This is a genomic window from Cognatundibacterium aquatile, assembly GCF_014699135.1.
Classification (GTDB): domain Bacteria; phylum Pseudomonadota; class Gammaproteobacteria; order Burkholderiales; family Burkholderiaceae_D; genus Undibacterium; species Undibacterium aquatile.
In genome coordinates, this window is sequence record NZ_JACOFT010000004.1 from 66,697 (window position 1) to 85,111 (window position 18,415).

General features: G+C 48.7%; 10 protein-coding genes. 1 reads left to right on the forward strand and 9 read right to left on the reverse strand.

Annotation, left to right across the window (positions count from 1 at the left end; genetic code table 11):
* Positions 1 to 25: 25 nt before the first annotated feature.
* The 9 genes from H8K26_RS12020 to H8K26_RS12060 all read right to left on the reverse strand — a co-directional run bounded on the left by H8K26_RS12020 (position 26) and on the right by H8K26_RS12060 (position 14,630).
* Positions 26 to 1,441 (reverse strand): hypothetical protein, encoded by a 1,416-nt coding sequence (locus H8K26_RS12020; RefSeq protein WP_190479815.1) that lies wholly within the window; start codon positions 1,439 to 1,441, stop codon positions 26 to 28.
* Positions 1,442 to 1,647: 206 nt separating this feature from the next.
* Positions 1,648 to 4,305 carry an eCIS core domain-containing protein gene (locus H8K26_RS17760; RefSeq protein ID WP_223826999.1) on the reverse strand — a complete coding sequence of 886 codons (2,658 nt, stop codon included), beginning with the start codon at positions 4,303 to 4,305 and terminating at the stop codon, positions 1,648 to 1,650.
* 407 nt (positions 4,306 to 4,712) lie between these two features.
* Positions 4,713 to 5,798 (reverse strand): GGDEF domain-containing protein, encoded by a 1,086-nt coding sequence (locus H8K26_RS12030; protein ID WP_190479818.1) that lies wholly within the window; start codon positions 5,796 to 5,798, stop codon positions 4,713 to 4,715.
* A gap of 242 nt (positions 5,799 to 6,040) precedes the next feature.
* A complete protein-coding gene (locus H8K26_RS12035) occupies positions 6,041 to 6,979 on the reverse strand; it encodes a hypothetical protein (protein ID WP_190479820.1) in 939 nt (312 codons plus the stop codon).
* A complete protein-coding gene (locus H8K26_RS12040) occupies positions 6,976 to 8,133 on the reverse strand; it encodes an AAA family ATPase (protein ID WP_190479821.1) in 1,158 nt (385 codons plus the stop codon). The genes H8K26_RS12035 and H8K26_RS12040 overlap by 4 nt, the downstream gene beginning before the upstream one ends.
* 30 nt (positions 8,134 to 8,163) lie before the next feature.
* Positions 8,164 to 9,909, reverse strand: coding sequence for a glutamine--tRNA ligase/YqeY domain fusion protein (locus H8K26_RS12045; protein WP_190479822.1), 1,746 nt, complete (start codon positions 9,907 to 9,909; stop codon positions 8,164 to 8,166).
* A 366-nt stretch (positions 9,910 to 10,275) separates the two neighbouring features.
* Positions 10,276 to 11,601, reverse strand: coding sequence for a GGDEF domain-containing protein (locus H8K26_RS12050; protein WP_190479825.1), 1,326 nt, complete (start codon positions 11,599 to 11,601; stop codon positions 10,276 to 10,278).
* Positions 11,598 to 12,581, reverse strand: coding sequence for an ABC transporter substrate-binding protein (locus H8K26_RS12055; RefSeq protein WP_190479827.1), 984 nt, complete (start codon positions 12,579 to 12,581; stop codon positions 11,598 to 11,600). Before H8K26_RS12055 ends, H8K26_RS12050 begins: the two co-directional genes overlap by 4 nt.
* Before the next feature lie 3 nt (positions 12,582 to 12,584).
* Complete coding sequence (locus H8K26_RS12060; protein WP_190479829.1) at positions 12,585 to 14,630, reverse strand: TonB-dependent receptor plug domain-containing protein; 2,046 nt, start codon at positions 14,628 to 14,630, stop codon at positions 12,585 to 12,587.
* Positions 14,631 to 14,896: 266 nt separating this feature from the next.
* On the opposite strand from H8K26_RS12060, the gene dnaE reads away from it, so the two are divergent.
* Entirely contained in the window at positions 14,897 to 18,415 is a 3,519-nt protein-coding gene (dnaE, locus tag H8K26_RS12065; RefSeq protein WP_190479831.1) for a DNA polymerase III subunit alpha, read from the forward strand.

Genomic DNA, 18,415 nt, shown 5'->3' on the forward strand with positions numbered 1-18,415 from the left:
CACTGGCATTAATTCTATTTGTGTTTTATTTACTCTTGCCTCTCCTCGTCTTCGTCAAGATGCTTTTGTTCTTCGTATGACGCTTAGTCTCTTTTCCCCAAAGATTCGCGAACAAATGGTCACCAATTATCCAGTTATCCACCAATGCAGTGAATTGCAGTCGCAACTTATTAAGCATGTTTTCGAGTGTGGGTATATAGTCATCGTCCTCCTGCCAACGCTCGATTTCGCTAGCAAAGATATCTTGCTTTATCGATTTCAGATCCTTCCCCAGATTCTTGAAAACCCTCAACGCGTAACGATCTCGCGTTCCTAGTTTGGGCTCCCAATTTAAGAATCGATCTTTGGACGCGGGATCTGCTACCGCTGGAAGTCTGACTGAGGCTGGTGCGTTCACGTTCGCTGTCTCAAGAACTCCATCCTTACGCGCCGCCGCCGCTGTAATGTTGACCATGGCGTTTACGCGCTTGGATGGATCATCAGTGTAGTCTGTTAAGGGGTTACTCTCAACATCTGTTCCCTTCCGTTTGCCGTGTGCCCACGCCGCAGGAGCTTTCTGATTTCCACTTCCTCGAAATCCTCCCTTGTGCGAACCTAAGTCAGATGGAACGGTAACTTTGCTCTGCGGATTATTTTCTATCCCATAGGAGCACTTAAACGTCGCCTTACTAGGATCTTCCGCCGTGCCTTCCTCAACATCAACCTCGTACTCAATTCTCGGAGCGCTGTCGGGTTGCCTCTGGTGTTGCCGTTCTGCTGCACTTAAGAGTGCTTTCACTTTCTGTTCTACTTTTTGAGAATGATCGGCATTCGCTTCGGTAGAGATAGGGTAGAGATTTTCTGGAATCGAAAATCCACCCAGATCATGGTTTAGCAAGTGCCCACGGACGACACCAGCCCTGGGGTAAGTCCTGCGTAAATGCTGCATCCAGGTCCAATTGACTCCCGTTGCCGTTCCAACGACGGGGTGGCGCACGTCGAGTTTTGCCTTCATCGACTTACCAACAACGTGTGCTTCGGCCTCGCCATTTGGGCCGCTGTTGGTCACAACATGACCTGCATCATGGTTAATCTCGGTTGCCAGTTGGAGTGTGCCACCGGACGATATAGTTGTTGGGTTCAATAACTGAACAATCGAATTCTTCGATTTGGTTTGCAGTTGATTCGCTTGTTCCACTCGTTGCACAGCTGGTGCATTCATTATTACCCCCATTGCTTTGAGCTGCATGCTGCGATTGCTGTTTTGTGTCATCTGCTGCAATGCCTTGAGCTGGTGGCTTTGTGGACTGTTGTTGGCGGCGTTTTGCAATTGCCTCTGTACTGTGGCTTGCGGGCGCTGGTCAGTAAATTCACTTTGAACAGCACTCGCATTGCTGTGCTGGAGTCGCGCAGGTTGTGCTGCCTCGGGTTTTACGTGCTGCATCGCTGCGAATGAACTCATGACTTGCCTCGTGTAAGGGAAATGCCACAAGAAAGAGAATCTATACTAATGGCAAAACCAATGGATTTATCCATGATTTGGTAATAATTTAATAACGTTAAAAAATAAAATCAGGAATATGCGTAGAGGACATTGGCCAGCGGTGCTTACGGCATAGTCTACGACCTTAAATTCACTACGCTTAACGTGGAAATTAATCCGATTACTTATTCCACACCAAACTTCGCAAGAAAGTCTTCTTTGATCTTCAACACAATTTCACCCGGTACCCCTGTACCTTTGTTCGTTGATATTTCAACAGTCTGGCCGCTCATCAGGAGCTGGGTTATGCTTTCTATTTCATCAAATGACATCTTGGCGGCTTTGCCGTCCTTTGAGTCTTTTTCTATTCCTGCGGCGCGGCAATACATATCTGCCAGGCGAGCAGCACTGGTGTAGGACTGTGCTTGTTGAATCGCTTCGGTTTCTAGCGGTATGGGCTTATTTCTTATTTCCTCCCTTGGTGGGTGATAAACCGGTGGCCAGTCTTTTTCTTCCATGCTGTCGGGATAGCGTTCGTAGCCGGATACCAGAAAGTGTCTTTCAAAGCCGCGTGTATCTGTGGGCAGTGAGGCGTTTTCTATCCAGTCGACGAAGTTTTTACCGCTTTTGGTGGCTTTGTCTGGATACATCTTTTCAAGATTTTCCCGGAGTATGCGCCCCTCTGAGGCAGAGTTTCCCCACAGCGTTCCTCTTTGCTCTTGTTTAAGCGTACCGTTGCTTTCAAATTTCTCATGGCTGAAGAGATTAAAGCCGTCATTGCTGTCGTGCGCTTTGATCAGCATATTCGGTTCAGTGGGGTAGAGCATCTTGGGAAAGACCTTGGCGATTGCACCACGTATCAAGTGATCCCAACGATTAACGACTTGTGTGTTGTGAATGATCTGTTTGCAGCGTTGATCGACGAGTAGCGCGTCTTTGTCTTGCAGTTTGTCCAGAAGAATTGTCTTTGTTTTATCGATCTTGGTATCTTTGCCCACCACTTCACGATAGTCAGTAATAGTGGAATCGGCTTTGACAATTTCAGATTTCACATTAATTTCATTGATGCGGAAAAAGTTATAACCGCCAATGGCAAGCATAGGATTGTGTTCTTTTTGTCCAAGGGCTTCGCTGTATCGATCCAGTACGCCGGTGTCACTGAGTTCAGGGCCTTCGCCGGATGGAATCTTCAGGTCGATCGAGTCACCGTCTCCCGAGTGAATATAGACTGGGTCATTGTATGCACTAAGTTTTGACACAAAGGATTTGGTTTGCGGGCTGGCGGTCACTGTTTCGCGGAAGATGCCGTAGGGCAGGTAGGATTTGTAACCTTTTTGTTGTTCCAGAAACTCTTTGGCTACTTTTGATTCATCACCATAGAGTGATAGAACACTGCGTAGTTTATCTATTGAAACATTCGCTCCATTTTTTTGCCATTGTGGTTGCCACAGAAAACCAAACGTACTCACGTTAGCAGCAAAGCCCGGCATTTTAAAACTACTGACAGCACTATCCAGTTTCGATGTTGTTTGGGTATACGCTGTTTCTGTAACGGGCTCGAAAGAGTTTAAACCGGCAACAATGGCAAGGCGGTTACCTTTTTCCTCTTCTGATCCGCTGATGGCATCACTGTAATAGGCGGGGGCGATATTATTGACACCTTTTTCTCCATAGTAAGACGCGAGGTTTACAACATAACCTACGGGTTTACTCTCCCGATTTTCGGGAACATCTTTACTCTTGTCATTTGAAGTGCGCTTGATGACTGTGGCATTTCCTGGGTCTACAACTTTAAACTTGTTTACATCGGGAACCATGCTGCCTACTGATTCATAGACAAACGTATTGGGGTATAAAAGAGAGGCTGATCCCATGTAAAATTCAATCTCTGCTGTAATCTTTTCTCCGGTTATTTCGCGCTCTAGCTGCTCCACTACTTCTTTATCATCGATGAGCCGGTAATTTAATATGTTTTTCCATTCTCCCGCTACTGAGTGATCAAGAATGGCTTTTTTAGCTTTTCGGAATTTTGTTTTTGTCAGTCCATTGTTAACAAGCGTTTCATTGGTAGTAACATCCACCATCTTCGTTTGCACGCACTGGCTATCGGATGAAGATGTTGCTCCTGTACTTTTAATTTGTACTGCGGTTTGCCCAGACGTTAATGCCTTTGCCCCCATTGCATCCGCCTCAGCCTCTAACCCCGCATCATCATTCACCGGCACTCCAGCCTTCATCAGCATCGTCGGCTGCACGCGTCCTTGTGCCTGCTGCACGACGTGCCAGGCCTCGTGCGGCAAATGGCGCTCTTGCCCTGGGGCGACATGAATCTCACTGCCTTGCGCATAGGCGTGGGCATTCAATTGTGCTGGCTGTGAGGAGTTGTAGTGCACCTTGACATGATCCATGCTCATGCCGGACAGCGATTCGACACCGGATTTAAGATTGTCGGGCAGGCCAGTGTTATTTGGCTTAGGCGCTTCGGCTGCATCTGCTACGTCACGCTGGGCTGTTTCGGTTGCCGATTTAGCTTGGAGCGGTTCCTCTTCTTCCACCCGTTGCACAGCAGGCGCATTCATCATTGCGCTCATGGCTTTGAGCTGTGTGGCGCGAGCGCTGTTTTGCGCCATCTGTTGAAAGGTGTTGAGCTGATGGCTTTGCGGGCTGTTGTTGGCGGTGTCTTGTAGCTGACGCTGTGCGGTGGCTTGCGGGCGAAGGTCAGACAATTCGCTTTGAGCAGCACTCGAATTTCTTTGCTGGTGTTGCGTTGCCAATTGGCTGCTGCGTTGCGCAGGTTGTGTTGCCTCGGTTTTCGCTTGCTGCATCGTTGCGGATAAACTCATGACTCGCCTCGCGTAAGGGAAATGCCATCAGAAGGAGTTTCTATTCTAACGGCAAAACGGATGGCCTTTTCTTATTTTGGTGAAAATTTAACAATGTCAAAAAATAAAAAGAAAGGTACTGATGAGAAGGTGCCGATTGAGCTATGAATTGACAGACGAAGCGAGCTGATCAGTCGCAATATTCACAAAAGGTAGCACCCAATAAACATGCGCCCCGTGGCATGAAAACACGCCACAAGCCGCATACATATTAAGAGATGCGATGAGAAAATAATGAAAACGCTCAGCTTAATATTCTGAAATGCTGCTGATGCGTAGTGAATGGTGCCAGCGGCGGTAGGTGCGTACGCTGGGTTGCCGATGCGATGCGCGTGGGAAGTGGGTAGGAAGTGGGCAGTCGCACGCGTTCAGGCTGCTTGCGTAAAACAGGATACCCGGTTGCGGCCTTGCTGTTTGGCGTCGTACATCGCCTGATCGGCGCGGCGCTGAATGGCGGCGATATTTTGTTCGCCGCCTTCGCCGCTGGCGACGCCGATGCTGGCGGTGACTTTAATGCGTTGATGGCCGATCTGCGGCATCAGGTTTTCAATTTCGCTGCGCATATATTCAGCCAGTTTCACCGCACCGCTTAAATCGGTTTCCGGCAGAAAAACTGAAAACTCTTCACCACCGATACGCCCGACCGCATCACTTTGTCTGACTGATTCCTGCAGTTTTTTAGCGACGGCTTTTAGCACGATGTCACCGGCTTCATGTCCATAGGTATCGTTAATTTTTTTGAAGTGATCAAGATCGACAAACAGCACAGAAAAATTTTGCTGGTGGCGGTTTGCCAGATGAATTAACTGATCGCACGTCGCATAATATGCGCCCGCGTTCAGCAGATCGGTCAGCGGGTCGTGGCTAGCAATATGACGCAACTGCCGGTTAGACTCGCGCATGCGGATGAAGTAAGACACCGAGCGTGCGCCATAAACATGAAAAAAAGCACCCAGATACATCAATGCAGCCAGCAAGGTGGCGATCGCATTCGTTGAATAAGGATGCGGCAAAAATGCATTGCCCATCGCCAGACCAATGATCGTGATGATGGTAATCGACATGCCTGCACGCTGACCAAGCAAAATATAAACGCCGGGAATATTGGTAAAAAACCAGATCACCCGCATCTCATCTTCCGACACAAAATACAGCGCAGAAACATACTCCAGCAGGCATAAGCACTCGTACATCCACGCCACCGCCATATAGCGTTGCGGCTGCCCGCGCAAGACCAGCCAGATCACCAGACTGATGAGCGTAAAACACGTCATCGAAACGACATGGATGGCATCGATATGGTTCACCCCGCTGGCGACGCCCGCCAGCAACAGCGCGGTCACCCCCGCACCTGCCAGCAATAAAATGCATAAAAACCGGAATTGAAACGCCCGATATTCCTCATTTTTGAGGAAATCAATATTGCCGTATAAAAGATTATTCAGTGCGTGCATTGATGTCGCGTGATCCGTATTTTTAAGGAGTGACCACTGTCAATGATACGCCCGAGCACCAACGTGCTGCACAGCTTCCTGCGCATTTCGCAACAGCATCTGGCTGCCATTTTTTGCATGGTAAAGCGGTGTACGTGGCTCCTTGCGCTTACTGTTCGATGTGGCGTAAAGATTCGTTATCGCGCAATGATGTGGTGGTTAAAACAGGCTGACTATGAGGGTGACCCCATGTTCCTATGATTTTAGTGAATTATTTTTTCTATTTTTCTAAAGAAGTACAACGCCCAATCGTCACTAAAATCGAGTGTTGCCAACAGTGTCGATTCAATTCGTTTTCCTAAATTGTCTAAATTTATTTCTTGACTGTGCAAATCTTTGACTTCAGATTCCAAAATATTTGCACACCATTTACCTTTAAATAAGGAGAAAAGAATCTTTTCTTTGATTTTTTTTTCAACTAACATTTCAACACGCTTAAATTTCAATTCGAATTCGAATGGTTGAAGGTTGGTTTTCCGTAAAAATTCGTTCTTAATTCTTGTGACCTGCTCGTTATAGAGATTTCTATTTGTATTGCATAAAAGTTTGCAGGTGTCACTGTCATTTATGATTGAAATGCGACCATAAGTACATCCCGAATTTACTGAATAAATTTGGGAAAACAAGCAAAGCGTAATCCATTCTTTCCATAGAAGAGCTTTTTGCTCCACCCAAGTCTTCGAGCATGAAAAATGTGTGCTAACAATCGGCTCATCAAGGCAAGCTGAGATAGCTATAGCTCTTCTTAATTTTCCATATTTGTAAATATAATTTTCGACTGAGTAGAGTTCAGTGTAAATTACGTGGTCTGACCGTATTCTTTTCTTTAATACGCAGTCAGCATCTTTATCCATGAAAAAAAGAATGTTGAATTCTTTACCTTTGAATTTAGATTTCAAAGATTTCTTTCTCTTTAACGCGTAGAACAGCTTCTTTAACGCCTCTTTTCCTCCAGTTTTTGAATCAATTTGATTCGCTCGGTTAACAACATACTCGATAGATTCATTTTTGCAGGCTTTATTTAGAAGTTGTCCGTAAAAAAACGGATCAATATTTTTCCCCTCACAATAAGCAAACAACTTATTTCTAGAAATCTGCATTGATCGGATTAACCCATTTGAACTGTAGTTCAGTCTACTCATAATACAAAAATCTTTTCGTCGTCAACATCGGCCATAATTTCAGGAGAATGTGTTGCAATTATTAATTGACAGTTCGGGTTTATTTCTGAAATAGCAGCAATAAGTTTTCTTTGCCAATCAATGTGCATAGAAAGTTCAGGTTCATCGATGATGATTGTATTTCCATCTGCTTCAAGTGAGTCAAGTAATATTCTAATAAGATGTTTTTCTCCAGACGACAAATGACCGAGTGAAATTGGTGTTCCACTTTCAGTGTGGGCAACTATTTCTCTTCCAAGAAATTTGATTTCTTTTCCGCCAGACAGCATCGAAGCTAGAGTTTCTCGAAGCTTTGTAATTGGTTGAATCGCGACATCAATATCTGTCTCAACTTTGTTAATATGATTTGCTACGTTTCTAAGCATCGCATTTTTCTCATAGCGTTCAGTAAATTTCACCTCGCTACCCAGTAATTTTCTATTATCTTTACCTTGTTGTTTGTCTAGAAAACTGCGTAATCTTTTAAATGCAACATCTGGCGGTACACTCGACTTTAAAGTGTCACGATCTTTGTCTTCTAGTACTTCGCGAAGCACAAGCTGGAGGCCTTCTTCTTGTGCGTTTTTGATTGTACTTAACACATCAGCAAATGTGGAAGACCAGACTCGTTGAATAGAATCGTTAAAGAAAGTATCCAAATCGTCTTCCGACAGCGAAGCAGAAGTTCTCCTTGTTGATCGTTCGTCGCTATTTTGTGCCACATATAAACGCGTTGTAGATAAAAACCTGTGTTGCCAGGCGGACTTAATCACTTTTCCATCGATTGTTTGAGGTGTGACTTGCCATTCATTTCTATTGGGAATAGAAGTAGTAGTCTCTTCTTGCTCTTCAGAAAAAAAATCTGCGAGAAGTTCTTTATGAAATGATTTTTCCAGTTTGTGAGTAAATATACGATTAAATTTCACTGAAAATATTTTTACTTCAGCGGATTTAAAAACGATATTCTGAAGCGATTCGGTTTCCCTGTTTAGTGCAGCATGCAAAATTTTGAGTAATGACGTTTTCCCACTTCCGTTTGTACCAAAGAATATGTTGGTATCGCGGTTTAGTACTTGGTGATAGGCTTTTTTCCTTCCAAGCAGACCTGTGATTTTAAACTCTAGAATATGAGCCATTTTTTTTCCTATAGATTTTAGGTGTTTCTCTTACTTTCCCCAACTATCCTTCAACGTCGTCACCCGATTAAACACCGGTTTCCCCACCACAGAATCCACACGATCAGCGACAAAATAGCCGTGGCGTTCAAACTGTAAACGCGTATCGGGCTTCACGTCTTTCATGCCGGGTTCTACATAGGCTTTGACAATTTCTAATGCGTTTGGATTGAGTAGTGCCATGAAGTCTTTGCCGCCAGCATCCGGGTTTGCATCGGTGAATAAGCGGTCGTACAGGCGCACTTCGGCTTCTAAGGCATCGGCGGCGTTGACCCAGTGGATATTGCCTTTGACTTTGTAATTTGCGCTGCCTTCGGTGCCGGATTTGCTGTCGGCGAAGTAGTTGCAGTGCACGGCGATGACGTTGCCGTTTTCATCTTTATCGCAACCGGTGCATTCAACGACGTAGCCATAACGCAGGCGCACTTTGTTGCCGGGGAACAGGCGGAAGTAGCCTTTGACGGGTTCTTCCATGAAGTCTTCTTGCTCTATCCACAGTTCTTTGCCGATGGTGAATTCGCGGTTGCCGCGTTCCGGGTGGTGCGGGTGAACGGGGGCGCTGCAGGAAATATTTTCGCCTTCAGGGAAGTTGTCGATAATCAGTTTCAACGGGCGCAGCACGGCGGTGGCGCGTGGTGCTTTGGGGTCGAGGTCTTCACGCAGACAGCCTTCGAGTGTGCTGTAATCGATCCAGCCATCAGAGCGCGTCACGCCTATGCGTTCGCAGAAAAGCTGGATGGATTCTGGCGTGTAGCCACGGCGACGGATGCCGACGATGGTGGGCATGCGTGGGTCGTCCCAACCGCTGACGATATTTTGCTCTACCAGTTGGCGCAGTTTGCGTTTGCTGGTGACGACATAGGTTAAGTTCAGGCGCGCGAATTCGTATTGGCGTGGTACCGGTTGTTTGAAGAAGCCACCTTCGGCTGCGCGGGCGATGATCCAGTCGTAGAACGGGCGGTGATCCTGGAATTCCAAAGTACAAATCGAGTGCGTGATGTTTTCGATTGCGTCTTCGAGCGGGTGCGCGTAGTCGTACATCGGGTAGATGCACCATTTGTCGCCAGTGTTGTGATGATGGGCGTGGCGAATGCGGTAGATCGCCGGGTCGCGCATATTCATGTTGGGTGACGCCATGTCGATTTTGGCGCGCAGGATGTGTGCGCCATCAGCAAATTCACCAGCTTTCATGCGGCGGAATAAATCCAAAGATTCGCTGGCTGTGCGATCACGGAAAGGCGAGTTCACGCCAGGCCGTGAGAAATCACCACGATTCGCCGCCATGTCTTCAGGGCTTTGGCTATCGACGTAGGCGTGACCAGCATTGATCAGGTATTCGGCTATCGCGTAGAAAGTGTCGAAATAATTGCTGGCGTAATACAGGTGATTGCCGCCGCCGTTTTGTGCTGAAGCTTGCCAGTCGAAACCCAGCCATTTAACGCTGTCCATGATGGTGTCGACGTATTCCTGATCTTCTTTCTCAGGGTTGGTATCGTCAAAGCGCAGATGGCAAACGCCGTTGTAATCGCGGGCTAAGCCGAAGTTGAGGCAGATCGATTTGGCGTGACCGATGTGCAGGTAGCCATTTGGTTCTGGCGGGAAGCGGGTGATGACGGTTGGCATGCCATCGCGCTTGTAAGTGCCTGCGGCGTTGTCGTTATCGATAATGGCGCGTAAAAAATTGGAAACGGGTGCGGCGGTTTCTGCTGCTGCCTTATTTTTGTTGTCGTTGCTCATAAATTAAACCGATAAAAAATAGATGTTTGACACGAGACTGAGGCGCTGGTTCGTTATGCGGCAGGCAGATGGCAGGCAGGTCTCTGGCAAATTGCTTTGCGCAGGTGGTGAACAAGGGACGCCCAACCTGATCTGTGCTCGTGAGCGAACGTGCGCTTCAGTGCTTCCATAATGGGATGACAAGCATTTTACCGTAGCGCAGCACAGAAAGCGCATTTGTTTGGCGGGTGTTTGTTGTGCGGGTGCTGGCGCTTGGCGTGAGCGTCATTGTCTGGCGTACCACGCATAAAAGGCTGATGCAGTATGGATGCTGAAACTGAGCAGAACCGGGTGGAGTTGTACCCGCCCGGAGGCAACACCGACGTATCAGTCTTTTTTGTATTCGACGCGGTTTCTGCCATTGTGTTTGGCCATATACAGGGCATTATCAGCGCGCCGTATCATTTCTGAGATATTGTCGGGATGGCGGTAAGCAGCAACGCCAAAACTGGCGGTGCGTTTGCCTATGGTGTCGAATTCGTAGGCTTCTATTGCGGCCCGCAGTTCTTCCGCAACAGCAATCGCGTCTTCTGCGGTAGTTTCGCGGAAGATGACGATGAATTCTTCGCCGCCCCAGCGCCCAACGGCATCACTACTGCGCACGTTTTTTTGCAGAATTTTACCGATGCTGATCAGCACCTGATCACCGACCTGATGACCGTAGGTATCGTTGACTGACTTGAATTTATCAACGTCGATAATGGTCAGCGCAAAAGCGCTGCCATAACGCTGACTGCGCAGATGTTCTTCATCAAGGATGGTTTCGAGCTTGAAGCGGTTGTATAAACCCGTCAGGCGGTCGGTATTGGACAGATATTCGAGATCCTGATTTTTCAGTTCAAGCTGGCGGGTACGTTCGCCGACCAGTTTTTCCAGATTGGTATTGACCTCAAGCATTTCATCGTGGCTGCGCTGAATTTCAGACGCCATTTTATTAAAACCATCTTCGAGTTCCTGGATCTCCCCGCCGGAATTGGCGAGGATGCGGGTGCTGAATTCGCCTTGTGCCATGCGATGCACGCCGTCGATCAGGCGCGACAGTGGGCGTGTCAGATCATTACTCATGCGCAGCGCCAGTACGGATGCAAACGCAGTGCCTATGACGCCTATCAGCAGGCTGACAATCGCAAACAGGTTTTTACTGCGCTGGCTGGATGCGGTACTGAGTTCCAGATAGACGTAGCCCAGCAGCTTGGCTTTTTCTGCCCTTTCTTTGGTTGTGCTGTCGAATAAATCAAATGCGTCGCCTTCGGTATTGCCCTGATAAATCGGGGCACCAAAAATCAGGCTGCCTTTGCCTTTGGAGATACGGCCTTCCATGGCTGCCCGTTGGTGGTCAGCGGTGAGCACATCGGGTTTGCCGCTGATGGCAAGGATATGCCTATCAGTATCAGTAATAATTACCGCTTGCGAATCGTCTTCTTTCATGATCGCCTGCGCCATCGACTGCAAGACTTCGCGATTGCCTGAGAACACGCCGTATTCGCAGGCGGGAGCGAGATGACGTGTGATCAGGGCGCCGCGTGCTTTGAGCGCTCCATCAATTTCAGTAATACCGACCACAACGACCAACACCGTCAACAAGATCATGATGGCCCATACGGGCACCAGGGCGATAAACAGTATGCGTTTTGATAGCTGCCAGTTTTTCATTGTGCCGGCTCCGATAGTTGCTTGAGCTGGCGTTGAATTTCATTGTCCGACTCGATGCTGATGCCAAGTGAGCGGGCAACCTGCTGATTCGTATTTAATGAAAAATAGCGTGGATACTGTGGGGTAGGCAAACCGCCGCCGGGCGCCAGATTGGCGATGATTTCTGCCACCTGCTGGCTGACCTGGGCTGGTGAGCTATAGACCGCAGCGAGAGCACCTGCCTTGACGTAGGACGCTGAAAACCCGAATAAGGGAACTTGCTGGCGGTAGCTGGTTAATAAAATGCTGGGGATATTATTGCGGTTATATATTTGCGCATCGGGTACGGCCAGTATCACATTGCTGTTGTTTAAGAGTCTGCGCAGGGCGCTCAGTAAATCTGCATCATCGATAACGGTTTCGATATTCAGATTCAGATCAACTTCTTTTGCCGCGGTTTGCAGGGCGGCGATGTAGTCGCTGGATTCTCTGCCGAGCAAGATGCCGACTTTGGGGCGTGTTGGCATGGTAGCGCGTATCAAGCGCAACTGTCTTGTCCATGACTGATCCATATACACCGCTGAAAAGCGCCGCTGGTCCTGGCCGCGGTTATATTGCTTCGCTGTTTTGATGAAGGTTGCCCGTGGTACCAGTACGTTCAGTACAAGATTGGTGGCCGGCTTTTGCGCCATCGCCACCATGGCGGGCGTGCCAACGGCGATCACCAACTGGTTAGCTGTAGCACGGCTGAATTCATCATTTGCCATATTTTTCAGCGAGAGTAGCCTGACTGAGGTTTTATTTGAGGGCTGCAAAAGACTGTTGAGGTGATTCGCAAATTCTTCGTATGCGGTGCCTTCGTCACTCAGGACGATAGTGATGTTGTCCAGCGTGTACGCCGAAGCGGTGATGCCGGGCAACAGTATGAGTGCCCAGCCGAGCAGGCAGGCGTAGCACTTGCGGTGCAAATCCCTGCTGATCAGTCGGCGTAAGCGTCCCATGATTTAAAAATCGACCTTTAGTTTCAGTCTGGTTAAGCGGCCAGGAAATTCGTTGTCGTGGCGATATTCAAAGTAATGTGCGTTCGCAATGTTCTGCACGATCAACGCGAGCTCGGCCTGATTCCCTGCCATTTTGAATTGGTAGGCAAGGCGGCCATCAAAGCGGCGATTGCCATCGACGTAATAACCACGATTCATCACCGGATTGAAATCGGTCGCATTGAATTTTGTTTTCGCTACCTGATAGGCGACCAGGCTGCCTTGCCATTGCTCATTAAATTTATGGCTGATTAACAGGCTGTGACTGTATTTGGGTAACGAGTCACTATAAATAACGCCGTTGATGTTGTCACTTTTGACGGTGCCGCCTGATAATCCATAAATAATACGGGTCGCGTCACCCAGCGGCGCTTTGACTTGCAATTCATAACCACGCATTAATGCGCGACCGGCATTCAGGTCGCCGCTTATCGCAGATTTTTCTTTGCGGACATCGATCAGCTCATTGTAGTCGTCATAAAAAATGCGGAAATCGACATCGGCTTTGGCGATTTTTCCCATGTAGCCAATTTCGGTTGATTTGACGCGTTCCGTTTGCAGTGGTGGCAAGCTGGGGTACATATCGGCACCGCGCCAGTAGCCCTCATAGATCTTTTCATATACGGAAGGAGAACGGGTGGCACGTGAATGACTGATTCTGAATGTGTGATCGGGAGTGGCATGCCAGTTGAGTGCAATCCTTGGCGTAACATCGCTGCCGGTGTAGGTATTGTGTTCTGCCATCGCCCCGGCATTCAACACCAGATCAGGACGGACTCGCCATTCCAGATTACCGAATAATCTTTGCAGATGGTAAGGGAAATCGCCGTAAAGGTACTGGTTATCACCGACTCCCAGATAATACGGTGCATAGGTATTGTCGTAGCGCACGCTGCCGCCCCACACCAGACGGGTATTTTTAAACGGTGAAAAGGTGTGTTGCGCTTCCAGATCAAACCGGCTGAATCTCGCATCACCGTCACTGATGCCGTCGGAATCGATCAGCCTGGCATTGACTCTTTCCTGCGTATGAAACGCTTTCACCGATAACTCGCCGCCTGATTCCAGCGCACGGCGCCAGTAGAGCATTTCAAAATGATTTTCAGCCCGGCGCGTGACTGCCGCGACGTTGTCATATTCGCCGACTTCGCGCGGGCCGCCATTGTAGCCAAACTGAAATTCCAGCGTGTCGCTGGCGTTGATCTGGTAATCAGTACGCAGATTGAAAATCTGCATCGTCTTGTTATCGTATTTGTTCAGCGTCCAGAATTTATCCTGCGAGGTCGGATGCTGGATCAATGCATTTTCCCCTTCATCCTTGCGTATGCTTGCCGTCATACGGTAGCTGAGATCGCCACTTTTTGCGCCATAACGAAACACAGCTTCTGAGCGGCTGTTGCCGTATGAAAAGGAGACCGATGCACCGCGGGATTCTGCCGCATGCAGGGTGATGATATTGATGACGCCGAGATAAGAATTTGCGCCATAGCTGGCTGAATCCGGGCCGCGTATCACTTCTATGCGTTCAATATCTGCCAGTACTATCGGCAAATCGCTCCAGTTAACGCCACCAAACAAGCCTGAGTAGACCGAGCGGCCATCAATCAATACTTGCATCCGATCAGAGGTCGTCGTTGTCACCATGCCGTGATAGGCAACGGTACTGTCTGCGGAGAAATATGGATCAGCATGGTATGCCACGTACATGCCGGGAACCAGCCGGAAGATTTCGGACAGATCCCAGGCACCGGAATCTTTGATCATTTGCTTATCAATGACGGTGACCGCCGCAGGTGCTTCGTTGATGGGCTGAGATAAGCGTGATGCGGACAAAACGACGGGAATATCATCCAGAAAAAGAGATTCGCCTCTTTCAGCCGATTCTTCTACAAATCCGGCTTGCGCGTTCAGGTAAGGAGCAAATAGCAATACTGCAAATAAACGTCTGTATTTGAGGCTTGATACACGACGCGAAAATACAGCATCTGGCATGCTAAAAACGGTTGGCAAAATAGGCTCCGGAAGGCGTCAATACTTGATTTGAGCTTAACACAGCACTTACGTGCCGCTGTCGTACCAATGCAACTTTGCGGGTAATCTGCTGGTGTTTTTTCGTAAAACTCAGCGGCGGTCTTTCTTGCGGGAAAAATTCTTTGCTTCTTCTACAAAAAAAATGTCTGATTGGATATGGTTTCGTCATAAACATATGCATTCTGATACTTATTTGTCGTGCGTAAAGTTGATGTGCAGAACTGGGCTCGCGGTAGAATAGCGGGATGACTACAGAATTAACACTTTCTCCAGAAGCGAACGCTCAAGCAACATCCGCTGCGCCGTCCGATCCAAAATTTGTCCATTTACGTATCCACTCTGAATATTCAATTGTGGATGGTCTGGTGCGTATTGATGACGTGATTAAGGCTGCAGCCAAAGACATGCAGCCAGCAATGGCGATTACCGATCTGGCAAACTTATTTGCCATGGTTAAATTTTATAAGGCGGCCCGGGGCAAAGGGATTAAACCGATTGCCGGCTGTGATGCCTGGATTACCAATGAAACCGACCGTGAAAAACCATCACGTTTGATGTTGCTGGTCAAAAATCGCAAGGGTTATTTGCAACTTTGTGAATTGTTAGCGCAAGCCTGGCTGACGAATCAATACAAAGGCCGAGCGGAGATACGCTTTGAGTGGTTGCAGAAATTGTATGAGCAGGGTGAAGGTGGCGGCTTGATCGCCTTATCCGGTGCACATTTTGGCGATGTCGGCGTGGCGATTGATAATGGCAATCTGGCATTGGCAGAAGAGCATGCGCGCCGTTGGGAAAGTATTTTTCCTGAGCATTTCTATATCGAAATTCAACGTGCAGGCCAAGCCAACATGGAAAATCATGTGCGGCACGCGGTGGCGCTGGCAAAGAAATTACGTCTGCCGGTCGTGGCGACGCATCCGGTGCAATTCCTGAGTAAAGATGATTACATGGCGCACGAAGCGCGGGTCTGCATCTCGGAAGGCGACATGCTGGCTAACGGCAAGCGTGTGCGTCGCTTCAACGACCAGCAATGCTTTAAGACGCAGGCAGAAATGCAGGCGCTGTTTGCCGATATGCCGGCGGTTTTGCAAAATTCCGTAGAAATTGCCAAACGCTGCAATCTGATGCTGGAACTCGGTAAACCTAAGTTGCCAGATTTCCCTACTCCTGATGGTATGGATATCAATGAGTTTCTGGTACATGAGGCGAAGCGCGGGTTGGAATTCCGTCTGCAGCATCTGTTTCCGAAAGAAGAAAAGCGTGAGAAAGAGCGCGCCCGATATGAAACGCGTTTGAAGTTTGAAACCGACACCATTATCAAGATGGGTTTTCCGGGCTACTTCCTGATTGTTGCTGACTTTATTCAATGGGCAAAAAACAATGGCGTACCCGTCGGCCCGGGTCGTGGTTCCGGTGCAGGCTCACTCGTTGCATATTCACTGCTGATTACCGATCTCGATCCGCTGCAATATAACTTGCTGTTCGAACGTTTCTTAAATCCTGAGCGGGTATCGATGCCCGACTTTGATATTGACTTCTGTCAGGAAGGCCGTGACCGCGTTATTCAGTACGTGAAAGATCGCTACGGCAAGGAAGCGGTGTCGCAGATCGCCACCTTCGGAACGATGGCGGCCAAAGGCGCAATTCGCGACGTCGGTCGTGTTCTGGATTTCGGCTATATGTTTTGCGATGGCGTCTCGAAACTGATTCCATTCAAACCGGGTAAGCAGGTCACGATTGCGGAGGCGATCATCGAAGAACCTTTGCTGGCCGAGCGTCAGGAAAACGAAGAGGAAGTCAAAACCCTGCTCGATCTGGCGCAGCAAGTCGAAGGCATTACCCGCAATATTGGTATGCATGCCGGTGGTGTGTTGATTGCGCCCGGTAAGTTGACGGATTTCTGCCCGCTCTATACGCAGGGCGGTGATTCCGGCGTGGTCTCGCAATACGATAAAGATGACGTCGAAGCCGTCGGTCTGGTGAAGTTCGACTTTTTGGGTTTGACGACACTCACGATTCTTGATCGTGCCGTGCGCTATATCAAAATGCTGGATCCGTCGATGGCGGAGTTTGATCTGGCGAAATTGCCACTGGATGACAGAGCTTCGTATGAATTGCTGACCAAAGCGAAAACCGTCGCGGTATTCCAGCTGGAAAGTCGTGGCATGCAAGGCATGTTGAAAGATGCGCGCCCCGATCGCTTTGAAGACATTATCGCGCTGGTGGCTTTGTATCGCCCGGGTCCTATGGATCTGATTCCTGATTTCTGTAAGCGTAAGCACGGTGAAAAGTTTGATTATCCCGATCCGCGTACTGAGGGCATTTTGTCGGAAACCTACGGCATTATGGTGTATCAGGAACAGGTGATGCAGATGGCGCAGGTGGTCGGTGGTTATTCACTCGGCGGTGCGGATTTGCTGCGTCGGGCGATGGGCAAAAAGAAAGCCGAAGAGATGGCAGAACACCGCCAGATTTTCCGCGACGGTGCAGCCAAAGACGGCTTACCACAAGAAAAAGCCGACGAGATTTTCGACTTGATGGAAAAATTCGCGGGCTACGGTTTTAATAAATCCCATGCTGCCGCCTATGCGCTGTTGTCGTATCACACCGCGTACCTGAAAGCCCATCACCCGGCCGCGTTTATGGCAGCCAATATGTCGCTCGCGATGGATGATACCGATAAGGTAAAAATCTTAGTCGAAGACGCGATGGATATCTGCAAGCTGAAAATGCTGCCACCGGATATCAATCAATCGGATTACCGTTTTATGCCAGTCGGTGAACCTGGCAAGAAAGCGATGCAGATACGTTACGGCATGGGCGCGGTCAAAGGCTCGGGGCAAAATGCGATAGAAAATATCATGGCGGTACGCGCTGCCGATGGACCTTTCAAAGATTTGTTTGATTTCTGTAAACGGGTCGATAAACGTCAGGTCAATCGCCGCACGATAGAGTCGCTGATCCGCGCTGGTGCGATGGATTGCCTGGGGAAAGATCGTGCCGTGTTGTTAGCGACGGTATCACTGGCGATAGAGGCGGCGGATCAGGCAGAGGCTGCGGCAAATCAGGTCAGCCTGTTCGGGGACGATGATGATCTGATCCCGCCGCCAGATTATATTGATGTTCCGGTCTGGTCTGACAAAAAACGTTTAACAGAAGAAAAGCTGGCGCTGGGATTTTATTTATCCGGTCATTTGTTTGATTCGTATGCGCCGGAAGTGCGTCAGTTCATCAAGACGACGTTAGCGAAAGTAGAGCCTTCGCGTGATTTACGCCTGATCTGCGGCATCATTACCGGTGTCCGCACGCAGATGACGCAGCGTGGCAAGTTGCTGATCGTGACGCTGGATGACAGTACGGCCGTGGTCGAAGTCACTGTCTACAGCGAGATCATGGAAGAGTTCAAATCCTTGTTTAAGGAAGATGAATTTCTGGCAGTGCTGGGCAAAGTCTCGGAAGATCGCTTCTCTGGCGGTTTGCGGATTTCGGCAGAAAAAGTCATGGATATCGGTCGGGCTAGGGTGCAGTTTTCTCAGGGCTTACGTCTGACTTTACAAGCCAGCACCGATACTAAAAAACTGCAGGAATTGTTGAAGCCGCATCTGAACGCGGATGGCTGCCCGGTATTGATCAGCTATCAGAATGCGGAGGCGAGTGCCGAATTGTATTTATCCGATCAGTGGCGCGTGAATCCTGACGATAATTTACGTCTGAGTCTGGGCGAATGGTTGTCTCCGAAAAATGTCACGATCGAATACGCCTGA